General features: G+C 65.1%; 19 protein-coding genes. 8 read left to right on the top strand and 11 right to left on the bottom strand.

The window, feature by feature from the left end; translation table 11 throughout:
* The first annotated feature begins 41 nt into the window (after nt 1–41).
* The 4 genes from J2739_RS26375 (at nt 42) to J2739_RS26360 (ending at nt 4830) form a co-directional block, all read left to right on the top strand.
* Complete coding sequence (locus J2739_RS26375; protein WP_309907244.1) at nt 42–1244, top strand: hypothetical protein; 1203 nt, start codon at nt 42–44, stop codon at nt 1242–1244.
* Nucleotides 1245–1486: 242 nt separating this feature from the next.
* Nucleotides 1487–2506, top strand: a complete 1020-nt coding sequence (locus J2739_RS26370) for an aromatic ring-hydroxylating dioxygenase subunit alpha (protein ID WP_309907242.1) — start codon at nt 1487–1489, stop codon at nt 2504–2506.
* A gap of 54 nt (nt 2507–2560) precedes the next feature.
* Nucleotides 2561–3766 carry an ABC transporter substrate-binding protein gene (locus tag J2739_RS26365; RefSeq protein WP_309907240.1) on the top strand — a complete coding sequence of 402 codons (1206 nt, stop codon included), beginning with the start codon at nt 2561–2563 and terminating at the stop codon, nt 3764–3766.
* Nucleotides 3763–4830 (top strand): xylose isomerase, encoded by a 1068-nt coding sequence (locus J2739_RS26360; RefSeq protein WP_309907237.1) that lies wholly within the window; start codon nt 3763–3765, stop codon nt 4828–4830. Before J2739_RS26365 ends, J2739_RS26360 begins: the two co-directional genes overlap by 4 nt.
* Here J2739_RS26360 and J2739_RS26355 read toward each other — a convergent pair whose 3' ends face one another.
* Nucleotides 4831–5613 carry a TetR/AcrR family transcriptional regulator gene (locus tag J2739_RS26355; RefSeq protein ID WP_309907236.1) on the bottom strand — a complete coding sequence of 261 codons (783 nt, stop codon included), beginning with the start codon at nt 5611–5613 and terminating at the stop codon, nt 4831–4833.
* A 96-nt stretch (nt 5614–5709) separates the two neighbouring features.
* Nucleotides 5710–7239, bottom strand: coding sequence for a caspase family protein (locus tag J2739_RS26350; protein ID WP_309907234.1), 1530 nt, complete (start codon nt 7237–7239; stop codon nt 5710–5712).
* 206 nt (nt 7240–7445) lie between these two features.
* Between J2739_RS26350 and J2739_RS26345 the strand changes: the two genes are divergently transcribed.
* Entirely contained in the window at nt 7446–8357 is a 912-nt protein-coding gene (locus tag J2739_RS26345) for a hypothetical protein (protein ID WP_309907232.1), read from the top strand.
* 6 nt (nt 8358–8363) lie between these two features.
* On the opposite strand, the gene J2739_RS26340 is transcribed toward J2739_RS26345, so the two are convergent.
* From J2739_RS26340 to J2739_RS26330, 3 genes are all read right to left on the bottom strand, one after another.
* Nucleotides 8364–8825, bottom strand: coding sequence for a hypothetical protein (locus J2739_RS26340; RefSeq protein ID WP_309907230.1), 462 nt, complete (start codon nt 8823–8825; stop codon nt 8364–8366).
* Between the two features lie 194 nt (nt 8826–9019).
* On the bottom strand, nt 9020–9427 hold the full coding sequence (locus J2739_RS26335) for a GreA/GreB family elongation factor (RefSeq protein WP_309907228.1): 408 nt from the start codon (nt 9425–9427) through the stop codon (nt 9020–9022).
* A gap of 281 nt (nt 9428–9708) precedes the next feature.
* Nucleotides 9709–10089 (bottom strand): FHA domain-containing protein, encoded by a 381-nt coding sequence (locus J2739_RS26330; RefSeq protein ID WP_309907226.1) that lies wholly within the window; start codon nt 10087–10089, stop codon nt 9709–9711.
* 746 nt (nt 10090–10835) lie between these two features.
* Here J2739_RS26330 and J2739_RS26325 point away from each other — a divergent pair.
* A complete protein-coding gene (locus J2739_RS26325; RefSeq protein WP_309907224.1) occupies nt 10836–11054 on the top strand; it encodes a hypothetical protein in 219 nt (72 codons plus the stop codon).
* 265 nt (nt 11055–11319) lie between these two features.
* Here the strand turns inward: J2739_RS26325 and J2739_RS26320 are convergent, their stop codons facing one another.
* The 3 genes from J2739_RS26320 to J2739_RS26310 all read right to left on the bottom strand — a co-directional run bounded on the left by J2739_RS26320 (nt 11320) and on the right by J2739_RS26310 (nt 12970).
* On the bottom strand, nt 11320–11880 hold the full coding sequence (locus J2739_RS26320) for a hypothetical protein (RefSeq protein WP_309907222.1): 561 nt from the start codon (nt 11878–11880) through the stop codon (nt 11320–11322).
* A gap of 246 nt (nt 11881–12126) precedes the next feature.
* On the bottom strand, nt 12127–12381 hold the full coding sequence (locus J2739_RS26315) for a hypothetical protein (protein ID WP_309907221.1): 255 nt from the start codon (nt 12379–12381) through the stop codon (nt 12127–12129).
* Nucleotides 12382–12457: 76 nt separating this feature from the next.
* Nucleotides 12458–12970, bottom strand: a complete 513-nt coding sequence (locus J2739_RS26310; RefSeq protein ID WP_309907219.1) for a hypothetical protein — start codon at nt 12968–12970, stop codon at nt 12458–12460.
* Between the two features lie 90 nt (nt 12971–13060).
* Here J2739_RS26310 and J2739_RS26305 point away from each other — a divergent pair, with 90 nt between their 5' ends.
* Complete coding sequence (locus tag J2739_RS26305; RefSeq protein ID WP_309907217.1) at nt 13061–13771, top strand: hypothetical protein; 711 nt, start codon at nt 13061–13063, stop codon at nt 13769–13771.
* Here J2739_RS26305 and J2739_RS26300 read toward each other — a convergent pair.
* The 3 genes from J2739_RS26300 to J2739_RS26290 all read right to left on the bottom strand — a co-directional run bounded on the left by J2739_RS26300 (nt 13761) and on the right by J2739_RS26290 (nt 15386).
* Nucleotides 13761–13940, bottom strand: coding sequence for a hypothetical protein (locus tag J2739_RS26300; RefSeq protein WP_309907214.1), 180 nt, complete (start codon nt 13938–13940; stop codon nt 13761–13763). The two genes, J2739_RS26305 and J2739_RS26300, sit on opposite strands and share 11 nt — an antisense overlap.
* A gap of 99 nt (nt 13941–14039) precedes the next feature.
* Entirely contained in the window at nt 14040–14345 is a 306-nt protein-coding gene (locus J2739_RS26295; protein ID WP_309907212.1) for a hypothetical protein, read from the bottom strand.
* A gap of 333 nt (nt 14346–14678) precedes the next feature.
* Nucleotides 14679–15386 (bottom strand): hypothetical protein, encoded by a 708-nt coding sequence (locus tag J2739_RS26290; protein WP_309907211.1) that lies wholly within the window; start codon nt 15384–15386, stop codon nt 14679–14681.
* Nucleotides 15387–15542: 156 nt separating this feature from the next.
* Between J2739_RS26290 and J2739_RS26285 the strand changes: the two genes are divergently transcribed.
* The gene (locus tag J2739_RS26285; RefSeq protein WP_309907209.1) at nt 15543–15872 is read left to right on the top strand and encodes a hypothetical protein; all 330 of its coding nucleotides are present in this window, start codon (nt 15543–15545) and stop codon (nt 15870–15872) included.

Raw genomic sequence — 15872 nt, 5'->3', positions numbered from 1 at the left:
ATCCTCCGAGGCACTTGCGACCCGCCTTTTGGAAGGCGGGCGTGGATCAGATCAAGAACGACCTTCGCAGCCAACGGTGGCAGGCCTATTCGAATGTGCATGCAGTGGTTGCCGATGCCTTGGGCGACATGAAGGGTCTCCCGGAAGACCTGAGGTCGAAATACGAGCAAGCCGCCGCTGAATTGACGGATGAGACCACCGGCCTGGAAAGCGCTCTTCACAACTTCGAAATCGCCACCTCCAGCATCACCCGTTGGGCCGCGAGCCAGCGGGGAGGCGACAGCGGCCCAAACGCGAGATATGGCGGAACGCTGGGACACGCGATTTTTGATGAAGTCATTCGCAGGCACACCATCCCGACTCTCAAGGCATGCCTGGCCAGGTTCTTCGACGATGCATGCGGCCTGAGCTATGACGAACTCAAAGACGCGCTCAGGGTTTTTCTTCCCGTCCTCCTGGATGTCGCGGCCCAGGACAGGCGGGCCGTTGCGACGATGTCCGGCACGGCTGACGCTCACGAATTCGGCGCTCCGCCGCCGGTCAAGGATCTAGGGATGTGTGACTCGATAGGCATGGATTGGAAGCCATGGAGCGGCATCGTTTTCGACAAGGTCTTTTCGCTGCTGGGACCCCACGTGGAACCGTTTTTCTCGAACCATTCGAAGCCCACGTTCAGCGAATTCCTGCGGAGCAGGGAGGTATCGCAAGACGAGCAGGGTCGAAAGGTGGTCGTGTTTGCCGACAGCGACAAAGCGATGCGCCTCACCTTCGACCTCACCAACCCTGAGTCGGGGAGCGCCATGTTGAATTCGATGCCGTACTCCGGCCGAACGGCCTTCTATACATTCGAATGGTCCACCAAGGGAGCTGACGGGAGGTTGAACATGTCCGACCTGAAGTGTTTCCATCCACCGGCGATGGCCATCGACGCACTGCACGAGATCGCGCCCCACGTTCTGTCTGCCCTTGCCTGGACGCCGGCGTGCGGCGTCGATGACCTCCAGGATTCGCTGGCGAAGATCCTCCACACGATGTCGCACTCCTCGACCTTCCACAGAGGACAGGCTTCCATCGTGGAAATGCTCATCCAGTCGATCGCGCTCCTGCACGATTTCCGAGTGGACTTCAGCCCTGCCTGGTCGCGGCCCAATGCACAGCCCGATCAGCATGCGCTTTCCGAATTCGACCTGCATCGATTCGTCCTCGACGCAAGAAACAACCTGCGGGTTCTCGCAACAGGGTAGGAATCGCCGGCGATCAAGTCTGGCTTGGGCATCCGATGCTCCCTTGGACCGGCTCGCGAAGAGCCCGTGTCCGCCGGCGGCCGCACCGCAACGGTGCCGCTCCCCGGTGCAAACCCGGGGGCACGACGCATCGAAATTAAGTATCCTCTACATTTAAGTGTAGAAATCACTTACTTCACTGCTGGCGCGCTTTCTGCAGCGCCCCCGCGTCGTGCAAGCCGCTGCCACCCACGAGGAACGCCATGACCGCCTTTGCCTATAACGCCTGGTACCCGCTCGCCTGGTCGCGGGACATCGGACGCGAGATCGTCACGCGCCGTGTGCTCGAGGAAGACCTCGCGGTCTATCGGACGGAGGAGGGCGTCGTCGCGGCGCTCGAAGACGCCTGCCCGCACCGGCTCGCACCGCTGTCCATCGGCCGGCTGCGCGGCGACGCCATCGAGTGCGGCTACCACGGCCTGACCTTCGATTGCAGCGGCCAGTGCGTGCATGCGCCCGGCATGCCGCGCGTCCCGGAGAGCTTCCGCGTGCGCAGCTATCCCACCGCCGAGAGCATGGGGATGGTCTGGGTGTGGATGGGTGACCCCGAGAAGGCCGATCGCAGCCAGGTGTTCCACCTGCCGCAGTACGACGACCCCGCCTACAGCGTGGTCGAGGGCGATGCGCTCCTCGTGCAGGCCAATTACCTGAGCCTGGCGGACAACCTTTGCGACCCGACCCACGTGGTCTACGTGCACCAGACCACCCTCGCCAGCGCCGGCCGCGAGGAAACGCGTGTGCAGCACGAGCGTCAGGGCAACAAGGTCGTGACCTGGCGCTGGGTGATCGACGGCCCGCTCATCCCCATCTTCGAAGGCCTCAAGGACTTCGGGGGCAATGTGGACCGCTGGCACTACTACCACTACCACGCCCCCAGCATCGCGGTGATCGACTTCGGCTCCGCCCGCACCGGCACCGGCGCGCCCGAGGGCAACCGGGACGACTGCATCCAGATGTACGCCTGCCACTTCATCACGCCCATCGACCAGCGCAGCTGCGTGCAGCACTGGCTGTGCCTGAAGAACTCGCCCGCCGACCCGGCCATCGACGAACGCCTGCGCAGCAACCTGCGCATGGCCTTCCAGGAAGACAAGCGCATGCTCGAGGCGATCCAGCGCAACGAGGACAAGCCGCGCGAGTGGCACCGCATCCACCTCGGCCTCGACGGCTCCTCCATCAAGATGCGGCGCATCGTCGAGGAGATGGCTGCCGGCAACGGCTGAGCCGCCCCTTCCCATCTTTCCCGCTTCCCGCCATCCACCCGAAAGGCCTCCGCCATGAACCGCATGCTTTCCGTGTCCGCCCGCCTGCTGGCGGCCAGCCTCTGCCTCGCCGGCGCGCACGCCGCTGCGCAAGGCACGATCAAGATCGGTGAGATCAACAGCTACAAGGCCCTGCCGCAGAACCTGGTGCCCTACAAGCAGGGCTGGCTGCTGGCGCAGGAAGAAGTCAACGCCGCGGGAGGCGTGCTCGGAAAGAAGCTGGAGACGGTGTTCCGCGACGACAACGGCAACCCCGGCGATGCGGTGCGCATGGCCGAGGAATTGCTCGCGCGCGAGAAGGTCGACATTCTCTCGGGCGTGACGCTGTCGCATGTCGGGCTGGCGCTGACCGACTTCGCCAAGCAGAAGAAGTTCTTCTTCCTCGCCTCGGGCCCCTTGAGCGACAAGGTCGTGTGGGACAACGGCAACCGCTACACCTACCGCCTGCGTTCCGGCACCTACGCGCTCTCGGCCTCGGTGATCGGCGAGGCCGTCAAGCTCAAGAAGAAGCGCTGGGCGCTGGTCTATCCCAATTACGAGTACGGCCAGGCGGCGGTCGCGGCCTTCAAGGAGAACTTGAAGAAGGCGCAGCCCGACGTCGAATTCGTGGCCGAGCAGTCGCCGCCGCTCGGCAAGATCGACGCCGGCGCCGTGGTGCAGGCGCTTGCCGATGCCAAGCCCGACGCCATCTTCAACGTGATGTTCGGCAGCGATCTGACTAGGTTCGCGCGCGAGGGCAAGACCCGCGGCCTGTTCGAGGGCCGCGAGGTGGTGAGCCTGCTGACGGGCGAGCCCGAGTACCTCGATCCGCTGAAGGACGATGCGCCCGCCAACTGGATCGTCACCGGCTATCCCTACGCCAACATCGACACGCCCGAGCACAAGGCGTTCCTCGCCGCCTACCAGAAGAAGTACAACGACTATCCGCGGCTGAACTCGGTGGTGGGCTATGCCACCGTGAAGGCGATCGCCGCGGGCGTGCAGAAGGCCGGCTCGACGGACACCGAGAAGCTGGTCGCGGCCTTCAAGGGCTTGCAGTTCGACTCGCCCTTCGGGCCGGTGGTGTTCCGGCCCCAGGACAACCAGTCGACGCTCGGCATCTTCGTCGGTCGCACCGCGGTGAAGGACGGCAAGGGCGTGATGCCTTCGGGCACCTACCTCGACGGCGCGAAGCTGCAGCCCCCCGAGGAGCAGATCCGCAAGCTGCGCAACCCCTCATGAGCGCGACGCTCCCGCCGATCGGCTGCAACGGCCGCGGGGCGCAGGCCTCCTCGCGCGAACGGCCGGTGTCGCTGGCCGAACCGCCGATCGAGGAGCAGTTCCGGCTGGTGCGCGAGAGCGGCGCTTTCGACTGCTTCGACCGCCTGCCGATGCCGGGCCAGGTCGATACGTACCTGCGCTGCATCGAGCGTTTCGGCCTGCCGGTCCACACGGCGAGCTGGTTCTATGCGCTCGGGCGCGACGAGGCATTGCTGGCCGACAAGCTGCGGCTGGCGGCCGAGGTCGGCGCGAGCACCCACAACGTCATGCTGCACTGGCACGATGCGACGGGGCGGCCCATCGGCGACGACGAGGTGGCGGACTTTTACCTGCGCGCCTACGACGAAGGCATGGCCCGCGGCGTGGAGCCGGCCTTCGAGCTGCACGTCAACATGTGGAGCGAGGACCCGCGACGCGTCGCCCCGGTGGCCGAGGCCGTGCGCCGGCGCGGCATCCCCTTTCATTTCACGCTGGACTACAGCCATGCGATCTTCAAGATGGGCAACGCGCAGGAGCTGGCGATCTGCGGCCTGACGGAGGACGTCGCGTCGGGGCGCGCGGTGCTCGACCCCTTTCAGCCCGGCAACTTCGTCGACCAGTGGCTGGAGATGGGCATCGTGCGCTGGCTGCAGGTGCGCAGCGTGGCGCCGAACGGGCCGCGCAACCGCTGGTCGATGGGCGACTCGGGCGAGGCGGTCGCGGCCGTGCCGGAGCATTCCATCTTTCCCTACGCCAAGGGCGAGCCGGGCCGGGGCATCCTTTATCCCTTCACCGAGCCGGCGCCCGGTGAGTGGCATTCGCCCTGGGACACTGGCGCGCTCGCCTGCACACGCGAGGTGGTGCGCAAAGTGCTGGCCTACCACCGCACGCACGAAGACTCGCCGTTGCGTTGGATCACCACCGAGATGATCAACCTGCCCGACTACGCGCACAACGCGCGCTTCTCGCTGATCGGCCAGAACGCGGCGATCGCGCGCTTCGTGCGGGAGCAGTGGGCGGCCCTGCGGGGCACTGGCCCAGGCTGATCACTTCTTCTTGGCGGCGGCCTTGCGCCGCGGCTTGGGCGCGGCCTGCGCCTCGGCCGCTTCGTCGCGCGTCGCGAGCATGCCCAGCACCACGTCGCAGATGTGCTCGCGCCAGGCCGTGCGCCGCCGCTGGCTCATCAGGTCCGCGCCGATCCAGGTGGCGCAGGTGTACTGGTTCGAGAGATAAAAGAAGCCGAGCGACATGATGGTCATGAGCACATGCTCGGACGACACATCGCGGCGGAACACGCCCCGCGCCTGGCCGCTTTCCAGGAGGGTCGCGACCGTCTGCACCAGCGGCAGGGCGGTGCGCTCCACCACCTGCGGCGCCTGCCGGATGTGCTTGCCGCGCAGCAGGTTCTCGTTCATCAGCAGACGCACCAGGTTCGGATGCGAGAGGTAGTGGTCCCACGAGTGCTGCACCAGCTGGCGCATGCCTTCCACCGGATCTTCCGGCGTCACGAACTCGCGCTGGGCGCCGATCATGTTCTCGTAGATCTTCGCCAGCACCGCCTGGTAGAGACGCTCCTTGTTGCCGTAGTAGTAGTACAGCATGCGGTCCACCGTGCCGGCTGCGGCGCTGACGCGCTCGATGCGCGCGCCGGCGAAGCCATGCTCCGCGAACTCTTCGACGGCCGCTTCGAGAATGCGGGTCTCCAGCAGGTCCGCGCGCTCGCGCCGCAGGCGCCGGCGCGTGGGGCCGCCTTCCGTGGCCGGCGCGGGCTCGTCTGCGCGTGCGGCATGGCGGCCGGTGCGGGGGGCGGAAGAGGATCGTTCAGGCACGGTGGATGCGCTCCTTGTCGTTCTGGCGCGGGCGAGGGATGGTGATGCATTCTCTCGCACGGCGGTCGAGGCATGGACCCCCGATGAGGCGGCCGCTCACTGGATCCTGACCACCTCGGCCTGGGGCCTTGCCTGCGGGTCGACGGTGGTGCCGCGCATCAGCTTCTCGCCCTCGCGGAAGAAATACCAGCAGCCGTCGTCGGGGCTGCGCGCATCGGTGAGCCGGCCGGGCGGGGCCGCGTTGAACTTCGCGCAGAGGGCGCCATCGTCCTTCAGTTCCCAGCGGCCCGAGCCGTTGATCGCGACGCTGGTAGCGCTCTGGCTGTTGAAGTAAACCCTGCCGCCGTCGCGCAGGTCCCAGCGCACCAGGCCGCCGCCGCCGATGTCTTTCAGCGTGTGGGTCTTGCCGACCAGGAGTTGCTGCAGCTCGTTGCGATCGAGGAATTGGCGCGATGGAGAGGAGGGCTGCGCAGCAGAGGGCGCCGGCGCGGGCGCGGAAGGCGTCAGGGCCGCCACGGGCGGTTGCGCCTGCTGCGGTGGTGGCAGGCGCGGCGTGGGCGGCACCGGCTGAGGCGGCGCCACCGACGGCGCCACTGCCGCGGGCGGTGCGGCCGAGGGCGGGGCGGCCGCGACTTCGGTGTCGCGCTCGCGCCGGGCCTGCCCGAGCAAGGTGTCGATGTCCTTGGGCCTGGCATCGCGGCCACCCGGTGCAGGTGCAGGCCCGAATGGCGCTGCCGGTGCCAAGGCCGTGGCGGGCGCGCCGGGGGGCAGGGCTGCGGCAGCCGCGTTCCCGGCCGCCGGCCGCTGGGGTGCCGGATTGAAGCTGAAGTTGGAAGTCAGCGAGGTGTTCACCCAGGGCAGCTGGCGCTGGCGGGTCTCGCTGAGCACCCGCACGCGCACGTTCTTGAACATCTGCTCGACCTCCAGGCCGGGGACCATCATCTCGTCGGCGAGGTTGCGGGTGTAGATGCTGTTGCGGCCTGCCGGTCCGTCCTCGGCCGGCGCGCCCGGCGCCGAGGCGAAGGCGATCAGCGTGCCGCGCGCGCCCATCTCGGCCAGTCCGCCGGCCGAACGGACGTTGCGCGTCTTCGCCGCGAACGGGTTGTCGCGGCAGGCATCGAGGATCACGATGCGCGGGTGGGAGCCCACCTTGTCGATCTTGCTGAGGAACAGCTCCTCGATGTCGACCGACTCGTCCTTCACCTCCTCCTGGTCGCGCAGGTTGATGTCCACCGGCAGCAGGTAGTTGCGCCCGTCGATCTGCACGCCGTGGCCCGCGTAGTACAGCACCGCGATGGCATCGTCCTGCTGGACCTGGCGCGCGAATTCGCGCAACGCCCGCCGGAACTGGAGCACGCCGACGTTGAGCTGCAGGTTGACCTCGAAGCCCAGCTTGCGCAGGTTCGCGGCCATCAGGCGCGCGTCGTTGATGGGGTTGTCGAGCGGCACCTTGGGGTACTGGCCATTGCCGACCACCAGGGCGATGCGCTTTTCCTGGGGACGGTCCTGGGCTTGGCCCGGCAGGGCCGCGACGCACAGCGCACAGGCGAGCACGAGCGAGAGGGCATGACGGAGCCGGCGCGCAAGCGCCTGGCTGGGGCCGTGGGCGGCGCGGGTGGCATCCATGGCGCGGACTATCCACCGGCGCGCCGCAGATCGCAATGCGTATTTGCGGCGCGAACCGATGGGACGGACGACGATGCCCTTCGTACCCGCACGGCCCGAAGGCGTGGGCCCGCGCCGGCCGTACGAAGGGTGCTCCCGCCGCAGCTGATGGCGGAGGTACTCCGGCGAGCATCGCCGTGGCCTGAGCTTTTCGCTAACCTAGCGCCATGACCGCATTCGCCTCGCAGCACGCCAGCGTCGACATCCCCATCGGCCCGCCGCCGCCGGCACCCGACCTGCCGGAGCCGCCTGCGCCGACGCCGGCGCCTTCACCCCCACCCGAGGGCGACCCGCCGCCCGCCGATCCACCCATGACCGAGCCCGGCAGGCCATCGCCGGTGATCGATCCGCCGCCGGGCGCCCTGGCGTTGGGCCGCCTGCACGCGCGGCGATTGCGCGAGGTGTACCGGTCGGCCGGCTGGCCCTGCTGCGATGCGATCGAGGTCGAGCTGCTCGCGGCGGGCCTGCTGGAGCGTGTGCGCTGGCCGCAGGGCCACGAGACGCTGCGCGTCAGCGATGCCGGCATCGCGCAGATCGCGGGCAGCCTGGTCGTCAACCGTGCCGCGCTCTCGCGGCACGAGGCGCTGGTCGAGCAGGTGGCGCGCGCGATGACGCGTGCCGGCCGCGTCGTCTGGCGGGGGCTGAGCCTGCGCGCGCGCTTGCCGGGCGCGAACGATGGCGACAAGGCACGCTGGTGCGTCGCGCGCCCGGACGTGTTCTCGATCCGCAACACCAGCGTCGAGGCTTATGCGCAGCCGATCGTCCACGAAGTGAAGGTCAGCCGCGCCGACCTGCTGGGCGATCTGCGCAAGCCCGACAAGCGTGCCGCCTACCTCGATCTCGGCGGCGAGTGCTGGTATGTGCTGGGCTGCGATGCCAAGGGCCGGCCGATCGCCGAGCCCGAGGAGATCCCGGCCGAGTGCGGCGTGCTGGTCGCGCAGGGGGCGCGCCTGGTGGTGGCGCGGGCGGCCGTGCATCGCGCGCTGCCGCGGCTGCCTTTCAGCGTCTGGATGGCGCTGGCCAAGGCGCAGCCGGTCGCAGGCTTCGACGAGGAATCGCAGGAGCTGCTGGCGGGCTGAGCCCGCTCAGCGGCGGCGCTGCACGGGCACCGGGCGCCCGAGCGGGGCGGTGCCGCTGTCTTGCTCGTCGCTTTCCTCCTCGTCTGCGTCCTCGTTTTCGGCGTCGAGGCTGTCTTCATTCTCCGCAAGCTCGCCGGCCGAAGCCGCCGCGGGATCGTCGACCGCGTCGGTCACCTCGCCCACGTCGAAGGGCACGGTGCCGATGCGGTCGGGCAGGATGTCGGCGTCCTCCTCCGGGGCCGGCGCTTCGGCCGAGGCGCGCTCGCCGGTGCCCGAGGCATCGCTGTCCGTGCCGTGGGCGATGGGCAGCGCGCCTTCGGCGCTTTCGTCGGGCATGGCGGTGCGATGGCGGTCGGTCTGCACGTCGCTGCCGCTGTCGCTGCTGTCGCTGGGACCGAGCGCGTCCACGTCGGTGCCGCGCGGCTTGCGCGGTGCGTGCTCGCCGCCGAGGATGCTGCTGTTGGCCATGAGGATCCTCCTTGCGTTCGATGGCAGGGCCTCACTGTGCGCGCCCGCGCGCGGCGGCCCGTGTGGGCAGCGGCCGACGCCGCTTGTCGGCGAGCGCGAAGGGGCATGCGCTTCAGGCCGGCGGGCGCGGCCGGCTTTGCACGACCACGCGGCGGCGAGTTCGCACCGGCGCCGGCCACCGCCGCCGAGCGCCATCACGTCGTGTAGTCGCCGCTCGCCTCGGGCTGGAACAGGATCTCGGCCACGCGGGCGACGCCCTCCGCGCCCCCGGGCAGGCTCCAGGTCGCCGTGGCGCCCAGACGCAGGCCGATCAGGGCGATGCCCACGGGCGAGAGCACCGAGATGAAACCCGCGGCGGGGTCGGCGTCCAGCGGATAGCACAGGGTCAGCTTGCGGCGCTCGCCGGAACGTGGGTCCTCCAGCATCAGCTGCGAATTCATGGTGACGATGTCGGGCGGGGCCTCGCGCGAGCGGGTCACGTCGGTGGACGCGAGCAGCGCCTCGAGCGCGGGGTGATGCCCCGTCTTGTCGAGCAGCTTGACCAGGCGGGCGTGGTCGAGTTCGGTGAGCATGCGCTCGCCGGGAAGGGGCGTGGTGGACATGAAGCACTCCAATCGAATGCGGGCGCGCTATGCCGGAAGCGGCGCTCGCGAATGCGCGGGGCGGGGGCCCGGCGATCGATGGTTGCGCTACAGAGGAAGGAGGGAGGGGGATCGCCGGGCGGAGGAAGGTGCGGCCGGGCCCGGCTGGCCGCCCGGCTGGGGGGCCTCGACGCGGGCCGCATGCACACGGCGCTCGGCCGCGCTCATGGCGAACGTGGCGGCGTCGGGGAGGGCAAGCGTCGGGAAGCGCATTGGGCCATTCTAGGCCGCAGGCAATCGCCTTATGCCGTCGAGGTGCTGCGCGTCGTCGGCAGTGCGATCGGCAGTCCCGGGATGGTCAGCAGCCGCAGGGCCTCGATTTCCGTGTAGTCCTGGTCGCCGGCCAGGAAGCGCATCGCGCAGCCGCCGATGGAGATGGTGTCGCCGTCGACCAAGTGCTGCGTGTCGATCCTGACGCCGTTGACGAAAACCCCGTTGCTGCTGCCCAGGTCCTTGATCGTCACGAACGGACCGTCGACCGTCAGCAGTGCGTGGAAGCGGCTGACGCGTTCATGCCGGATGACGACGTCGTTGCCCAGGGCTCGCCCGACCCGGGTTTCGGGCTTGCGCAGCGCGACCTGCTTGGTGGCGTTGGGGCTCATCAACAGGAGCAGTTTGGGCATGCGCGTGAGAGGGAGTTGGGGCGTTTTGGAAGTCGGGCGAGGGTAGGGCTTTGGGCCTCGGGCGACCAACGCTTTGGGTAAATGCGGCGTATCGATGGCGCGAATAGGCGGCAGCGGTCGAGGGTGCTCGGGGGCGGGCAGCTGCATGCAAAAAGGCCCGTGATGGGCCTTTCGGAGTTCGAGCAAGAAGGGATGGAGCGGGTGAAGGGATGTGTCACACACTCCTTGCGACGCTGACGTTCCCTGTGCAGCCCAGTGTATCTCGGGGAAGATGCGGGGCAAACAGCATTGCGTGGCACACTGTTGTGTCACACAGCTGTTAGCGGGTGGCCGGGTGCGCCAACACTACGCAGTCGTCGCGTTCGACCAAGCGGCGGGCATCAAGCCTATGAGGTCCACATCGACGCCAAGCCCGCCTATGGCTACTTCGAGGACGTGTTCAGCGGGGGGCGGGGGGGACCTGTGGTTCAGCCACCTGCCCGATGGCACGCTGGAGCTGTGGGACGCCGACGGCTACGCCGTTCTGCCCAGGCGCATGGTCGAGGCCATTGGCCGCTCGGCCAGCAGGAGAAATCCATCATCGAGAAAGACTGAGGCTATGCCCAAGCGCCGGAAACCCCAGCCTCTGAAGGCGCCGGCCTGCGGGCGCCGATCAGGCTTGCCGTGGGGCACGAAGACAAGCGCCGCAAAGGGCGTTGCCGGTGACGCACTCGACGCCGCACAATCTGCGCCGCACAGGCCGAACGATGCTGGCGTCGCTCGGCTGCCGGGAGGAGATCGCCGAGGCGATCCTGGGCCACATGCCCGAGGGGATTGTCGGCACCCACAACTCCTACAGCTACGACAAGGAGCGCCATGATTGGCTGGGCAGGCTGTCGAAGCACCTGCAAACTCTTGCCCATCACACCTCGGCACAGTTTTGGTCTTTATTGAGCTATTTCCAGAAATTTTTTGCGCATTTTTGAGATCGTCTCTTCATACCTCTGCCTGTTGTCAGGTATTTGCTCGAGCATGAAAAAAGAGTTTGCAAATGCCTCATACCCGGATCGATGCGCAGCGATAAGACTTCGTCGCGTCACTTTCAGTGATCTTCGGTTTCCAGCCTTTTTAAGTCGCTTGTAGTTTGATCTTACTCTACGCTCAAATTCAGCAGGGGAGCAGCTCTTGCTAAGGTATCGATTCATTCCCTGAAGAAACAGCTCTTCTGCGGGGCGAGCCAGGAAGCCTCCCTCATCGAGTCGATACGCCTCGCAGCGAGTGAAATGCCCCGCTTGCATCTCGGCTTGCTAAAAGGGTTCTATAGAACTGCCTGAAGCTTCCCAGCAGTTCGGCACCGTTGGTCAGATGAGAGGGAGCAATAAATCCCCAAAAAGGCGATGGCTCTCGAAGTTTGAATTGGGATAGCAGGAAGTGTGCGCCGAAGCAGGCAGCAACGATAACAAGTAGATTGAATTGGGTTGCCTCGTTCAAACTTCTCGTTAGATTCGAAAATTCATCCCAGTTTAATTGCGAAGAATCGCTGAAAACCAGACCACTTTGATCGTCGCTGCCGTGAGTCTCAACGTGCAATACTGGAACCGGTCCACCAGCGAGAACTTGATTCTGCAATTCCCTGGCGATGTCGCGAAATTGGGAAGCACTTTCGCACTCTTGAATCTCCAGGTCGACAGGGATTCCTCGGTCCTGAATCAGAGGATTTAGATAGTCGAAAAGCTCCCGCCCAGATTTCAAATGGTCCTCGGGTCCCAGGGACTGGACTATCACGATGCGACCGAACCGAAAGCCTGCCATGGAATCCTTAACTGTTGCGTTGCGACGTTAAATTATGTAGTCGACACCGGTTTGCCGGCTGGCCGATAGCCGCTGTTCTCCGGCGGCAGCAGATCGAACAATGCTCACCGACAGACTTGCGGCAAGCGGATGATGCGGGGTAAACGGGGGCGAGCCTCTGCTCAATGTCGGCCCAGCTCGTCGGATCCTGGAGCCGAACGACAAAGTCAGAAGCGACGCCTCCAGGCAGCGTGTCGACCTGCTCATTCAAGGCGGGAGCTGGTCGAGGTGCTCAATGGTGTCGCGGAGCCTTTCAAATGCGATCAGCGTGGCCGCGAACTGGTCCTTCCCGATGCCATGCTCATCGAGGACCTTGAAGATGAAAGCCTCGAAGGCATCGCCGACCGTTCCTTCGAGCAACTGGTGCTCTTCCAAGATGACATTGCCGCGGATGAGCAGGTCCGCCATCGCTCCCGCCATGCGTGGATGCGCTGATTCGAAAGCATCCACGAGCGTATTCATCTCTTCGGCGTTGCTGGCATGCTGTGTCCTTTTGAAACTTGGGTGCTCACCCACACGCCAGGGCTGTCGCCATGGCTCAAATGTCCTTCGCGGACGGGGCGGGGGTGCGCGGCTCCTCGCCGTGGGGAAATTCGTTGCGGAATAGGTGCGCATACGTGCTGACGGCCTTCTCCGCATCACGCACGGCCTGCGCCAGTGAGTCCGGCGCTTCAAAATGCTCCAGCCACAGTCGAGTCTGCCCTGCGTGAGCGCTGTCGATCGCCTCGCGAATGTTGTGCAGGTGAGCGTCAAACCAGATGGCGAGGCACGGCGCCGCGGATAGCAAACCGGAATGTTCGAGCCACGGACCCCAGGCATGCGGTTGCTCACCGTTCTCCAGCATCACCAACTGTCCCAGCAAAGGCAATCCGCGCCGAGCGCACGCCCAATCCAGAAGCGCCCTGGCATTGGAGAGCGCCATGCCTGCTCGCCTATCCTTGCCCAGAATCTGCAGGACCGCTGAGGAAGAAATCGGTCGAATCAGGTTGTGCTCATCTCGACGCGCCGCAAGCAGGTCAAGTAGATCATGCGCCCAGTCTGCCTCTGTCATCGTTCGTTCCTTCAGCGGCATTGATGGTGCGCAATGTAGCCGCTATGAAGGGGAGAGGCGCCGGGAGGCTGGGGCCTTATAGTTCGGCGCATGGCAGAACAGTCGATCGCCCAGTCCCTTATCAACGCCGGCTCGGGTCTGGCGGGCGTAGTCATTGGCGCGGCGATCACTTGGTTCCGAGAGGAGCGCAAGGAGGAGCGGGTGCGGCAGGGCGACTCCAAGTACCTCGCGGTCCTTGTCATGGGTCATTTGGAAAATCTCGTCCGCCAGTGCGTCACGATCGCCTCGGACGTGGGATTGGATGATGAGGGCCGCCCAGCCGGCGAGCACAGCGACGGGTACCCGTTCCTCAAGCCGACGACCTTGGCTCCGAAGTTCGAGCCGTTGACCTTGGACGTGAACTGGAAAGCGCTCGACACGGACCTCATGGCGCAAATCCTTGACCTGCCCGGCGAGCTGGCCCACATAAAGCGCAGCGTGGCGGCGAAGATCGTTGACGACATCGACCCTTACGACGGCGAGTATTTCCCGTATCGCCGAGTCTTGTACGCAGGACTGGCGAGGCGCGTCGCTGGCATCTATCGGGACCTGCAGGCCACTCTCGGGACGAATCCCGTCTACTTGTCCAGGTACGCGGAGCTAGGTGCACAAGCGGATGAGGCGCTTCAGACTGCAAACGAAGCGCTGCTGGGCTATGCGCGACAGGCCGAACAGTGGCGCCAGAAACAAGCGGCCCTGGAGGCGAAAGAGGAGGAAGAGGAAGCTCGAAAGAGAGCAGCCGAGCAGGCCCCTACCGCTTGAATCGCTGCACCGGCACCGCGCCCTTGCGCCTCACCGTCATCCAGTCGGCGCTGCGCGCGCCAGGAACGTACACGCTGATCGAGCGCGCGGCAGTGAAGTGCCGCTGTTCACCATGTTTAAAGCTCCTGATGATGGTGACGGCGCCCGTCCCCCGGAGGCAGCGCTGCATGAAGTACCTCGTCTGCGCGTTCGACGGCCTCCACGATCACGACTGCGAGTAGAAAGACAGTGGCGAATCGCCTCGCCGCATGCGGTCTGCGTGAATCGGTCAAATGATATATGCGACGCACCAGCCTATTCCGCCTAGGTTTAGGTCCCCGTATTTCATGAGGAAACCCCAATCCTTAACGATGGGCATGCCACCTCGATTGCTTGATTCGACGCGAATGCTGTAGTGCTGCACATACTCGCCCGTGCTTATGGGTGTGTCGGACTTCTTTTTGCCGACATCAAGTAGTTTATAGTCGCGCACAGCAAACAGGTCGCTGCTCAAACTGGCGCTATCCCTGCACCAACTCGCGGAGATGGGGCGCCCTTGAACTGCGCCGTCCATGATGCGAGAGATGGCTGACATGGATGGCTCCGTTGGCACGGCGTATTGCTTAGGAGGTTGCTGCGGCTTGCTCTGTGCGACCGGAGTGCGCTGCGGAGATCCACAACCGCACAAGATGCAGGAGACTAGCAAGGTAGCAAACGTGCTTGGAACTTTCACTCGATCTCCTTCGCAAATTGTTTGGGTAATTGACTCTCGCGGCGAGCTAAAGTTGATCTTCGACGTAATGTCCGGCTTCAAGCAATTCGAACTCACACTGCCGGCAAGAAGTCGACGTGGCGAACGGTGGCGCTCGTCCGTGGGATCAGCGGACCGAGCAAAGCGCGCGCTTCCAAGACACCCGCCGGTCACACTTCAATTCTGAACTGCCTCTAGACGCCCGTTTCTGAAGTACAAATAGTTCCCATCGCCATACACCCATTGCTCCGTAGTGCCGGCAGTGGTGTGCGTGCTGTTGATGTATTGAGGCTTCCCCCAGCGAGACGACAGAACTTCGTCCTTCGTCATCCCGATTGACACCCCGGGCTTTGCGGCATGCGCCCGTTGCGCTGCTCGTTGCGCAGCCCGCTGCTGCTTCTCTCGTGCTTCCGCCCGTCGCTCAATAATGGCAGGGTCTTCTTCAAAGATTTCGGACCTAGTGGGATCTGCAATCACACTAGCTGGCTCATAAGTATGAATTGCAAAATCCGTGCTCGATAGCCATTTCTGCGTCCCGTCATCAAATTGGACGAGATAATTGCCCAGGTAAGCACCCACACCCGCGACAAGTTCAACAACCTTGAATCTCTGTGCGCTCGTTACGCGCGACCCGTTCCAACTGTGGCCGCCGGGCACATCAGCAAAAGTGACAAATTGGCGACGACCATTCGTGGGTGGTCGCACCCAGTACACCCGCCCGACACGCTCTTCAAGTTTTGCCTTTCTCTGAGCATCCTCTCGACTCCTCACATCTTGCGGCGAATCGAACGCCGCCGCCAAGGCTGTTGGCAGAATAATGACCGTCAGTAACGCGCCAACGAACAGCGCGCGGATAGCTGCAAATTCGTCATATCTTTTGAACAAGATGCCTCCAAGATTCTGCGGCGAAATACATACGCTGATATTTCGTACACGGACGGTAGTTGATCGTCGCCGACCAGGGCAAGGGGCATTTGTCATGTCGTCAGGCGAACACATCGCGCGTGGATCTGAATCTGGTCGTGGCGCGACCTGGCCGCAATGATCGAAGTGGACCCGACCGCGCCGGAGTCCACCGCTCGCCGCAAAATCGTCGAGGAGCTGCGCGGCTCGGCCTTCCTCCACTGCGACGTGAACAAGGAGCACGTCCTGCTTTGCATCAAGCACGGCACGAACCTGATCAAGGCGCAAGAGCTGGAAACGGAGGAGCTGAAGTGGTGCAGCCAGCGCGGGGAGGGCGTCACGACCTTCTGCCGCAGGGATACGGCAACGGAAACGAGTGCTCGTTGGAGCTGTCCACGCTGCCACGAAGGGACAAGTAATCGACGAGGCGCTTGCCGAGTGGACGTGTTTATGAAAAGTTCACCGTAA

The sequence above is a fragment of the Variovorax soli genome (assembly GCF_031454625.1).
GTDB lineage: Bacteria > Pseudomonadota > Gammaproteobacteria > Burkholderiales > Burkholderiaceae_C > Variovorax > Variovorax soli_A.
The sequence above is the reverse complement of the archived record's forward strand: the minus strand, read 5'-3'. Positions and strand labels throughout refer to the sequence as shown.

Bases quoted from the DNA above. Each gene is read 5' to 3' on its own strand.
- J2739_RS26370 (WP_309907242.1), top strand. From the start codon at position 1,487: ATGACCGCCTTTGCCTATAACGCCTGGTACCCGCTCGCCTGGTCGCGG.
- J2739_RS26365 (WP_309907240.1), top strand. From the start codon at position 2,561: ATGAACCGCATGCTTTCCGTGTCCGCCCGCCTGCTGGCGGCCAGCCTC.
- J2739_RS26360 (WP_309907237.1), top strand. From the start codon at position 3,763: ATGAGCGCGACGCTCCCGCCGATCGGCTGCAACGGCCGCGGGGCGCAG.
- J2739_RS26350 (WP_309907234.1), bottom strand. From the start codon at position 7,239: ATGGATGCCACCCGCGCCGCCCACGGCCCCAGCCAGGCGCTTGCGCGC.
- J2739_RS26345 (WP_309907232.1), top strand. From the start codon at position 7,446: ATGACCGCATTCGCCTCGCAGCACGCCAGCGTCGACATCCCCATCGGC.
- J2739_RS26340 (WP_309907230.1), bottom strand. From the start codon at position 8,825: ATGGCCAACAGCAGCATCCTCGGCGGCGAGCACGCACCGCGCAAGCCG.
- J2739_RS26335 (WP_309907228.1), bottom strand. From the start codon at position 9,427: ATGTCCACCACGCCCCTTCCCGGCGAGCGCATGCTCACCGAACTCGAC.
- J2739_RS26330 (WP_309907226.1), bottom strand. From the start codon at position 10,089: ATGCCCAAACTGCTCCTGTTGATGAGCCCCAACGCCACCAAGCAGGTC.
- J2739_RS26325 (WP_309907224.1), top strand. From the start codon at position 10,836: ATGCTGGCGTCGCTCGGCTGCCGGGAGGAGATCGCCGAGGCGATCCTG.
- J2739_RS26320 (WP_309907222.1), bottom strand. From the start codon at position 11,880: ATGGCAGGCTTTCGGTTCGGTCGCATCGTGATAGTCCAGTCCCTGGGA.
- J2739_RS26315 (WP_309907221.1), bottom strand. From the start codon at position 12,381: ATGAATACGCTCGTGGATGCTTTCGAATCAGCGCATCCACGCATGGCG.
- J2739_RS26310 (WP_309907219.1), bottom strand. From the start codon at position 12,970: ATGACAGAGGCAGACTGGGCGCATGATCTACTTGACCTGCTTGCGGCG.
- J2739_RS26305 (WP_309907217.1), top strand. From the start codon at position 13,061: ATGGCAGAACAGTCGATCGCCCAGTCCCTTATCAACGCCGGCTCGGGT.
- J2739_RS26300 (WP_309907214.1), bottom strand. From the start codon at position 13,940: ATGCAGCGCTGCCTCCGGGGGACGGGCGCCGTCACCATCATCAGGAGC.
- J2739_RS26295 (WP_309907212.1), bottom strand. From the start codon at position 14,345: ATGTCAGCCATCTCTCGCATCATGGACGGCGCAGTTCAAGGGCGCCCC.
- J2739_RS26285 (WP_309907209.1), top strand. From the start codon at position 15,543: ATGATCGAAGTGGACCCGACCGCGCCGGAGTCCACCGCTCGCCGCAAA.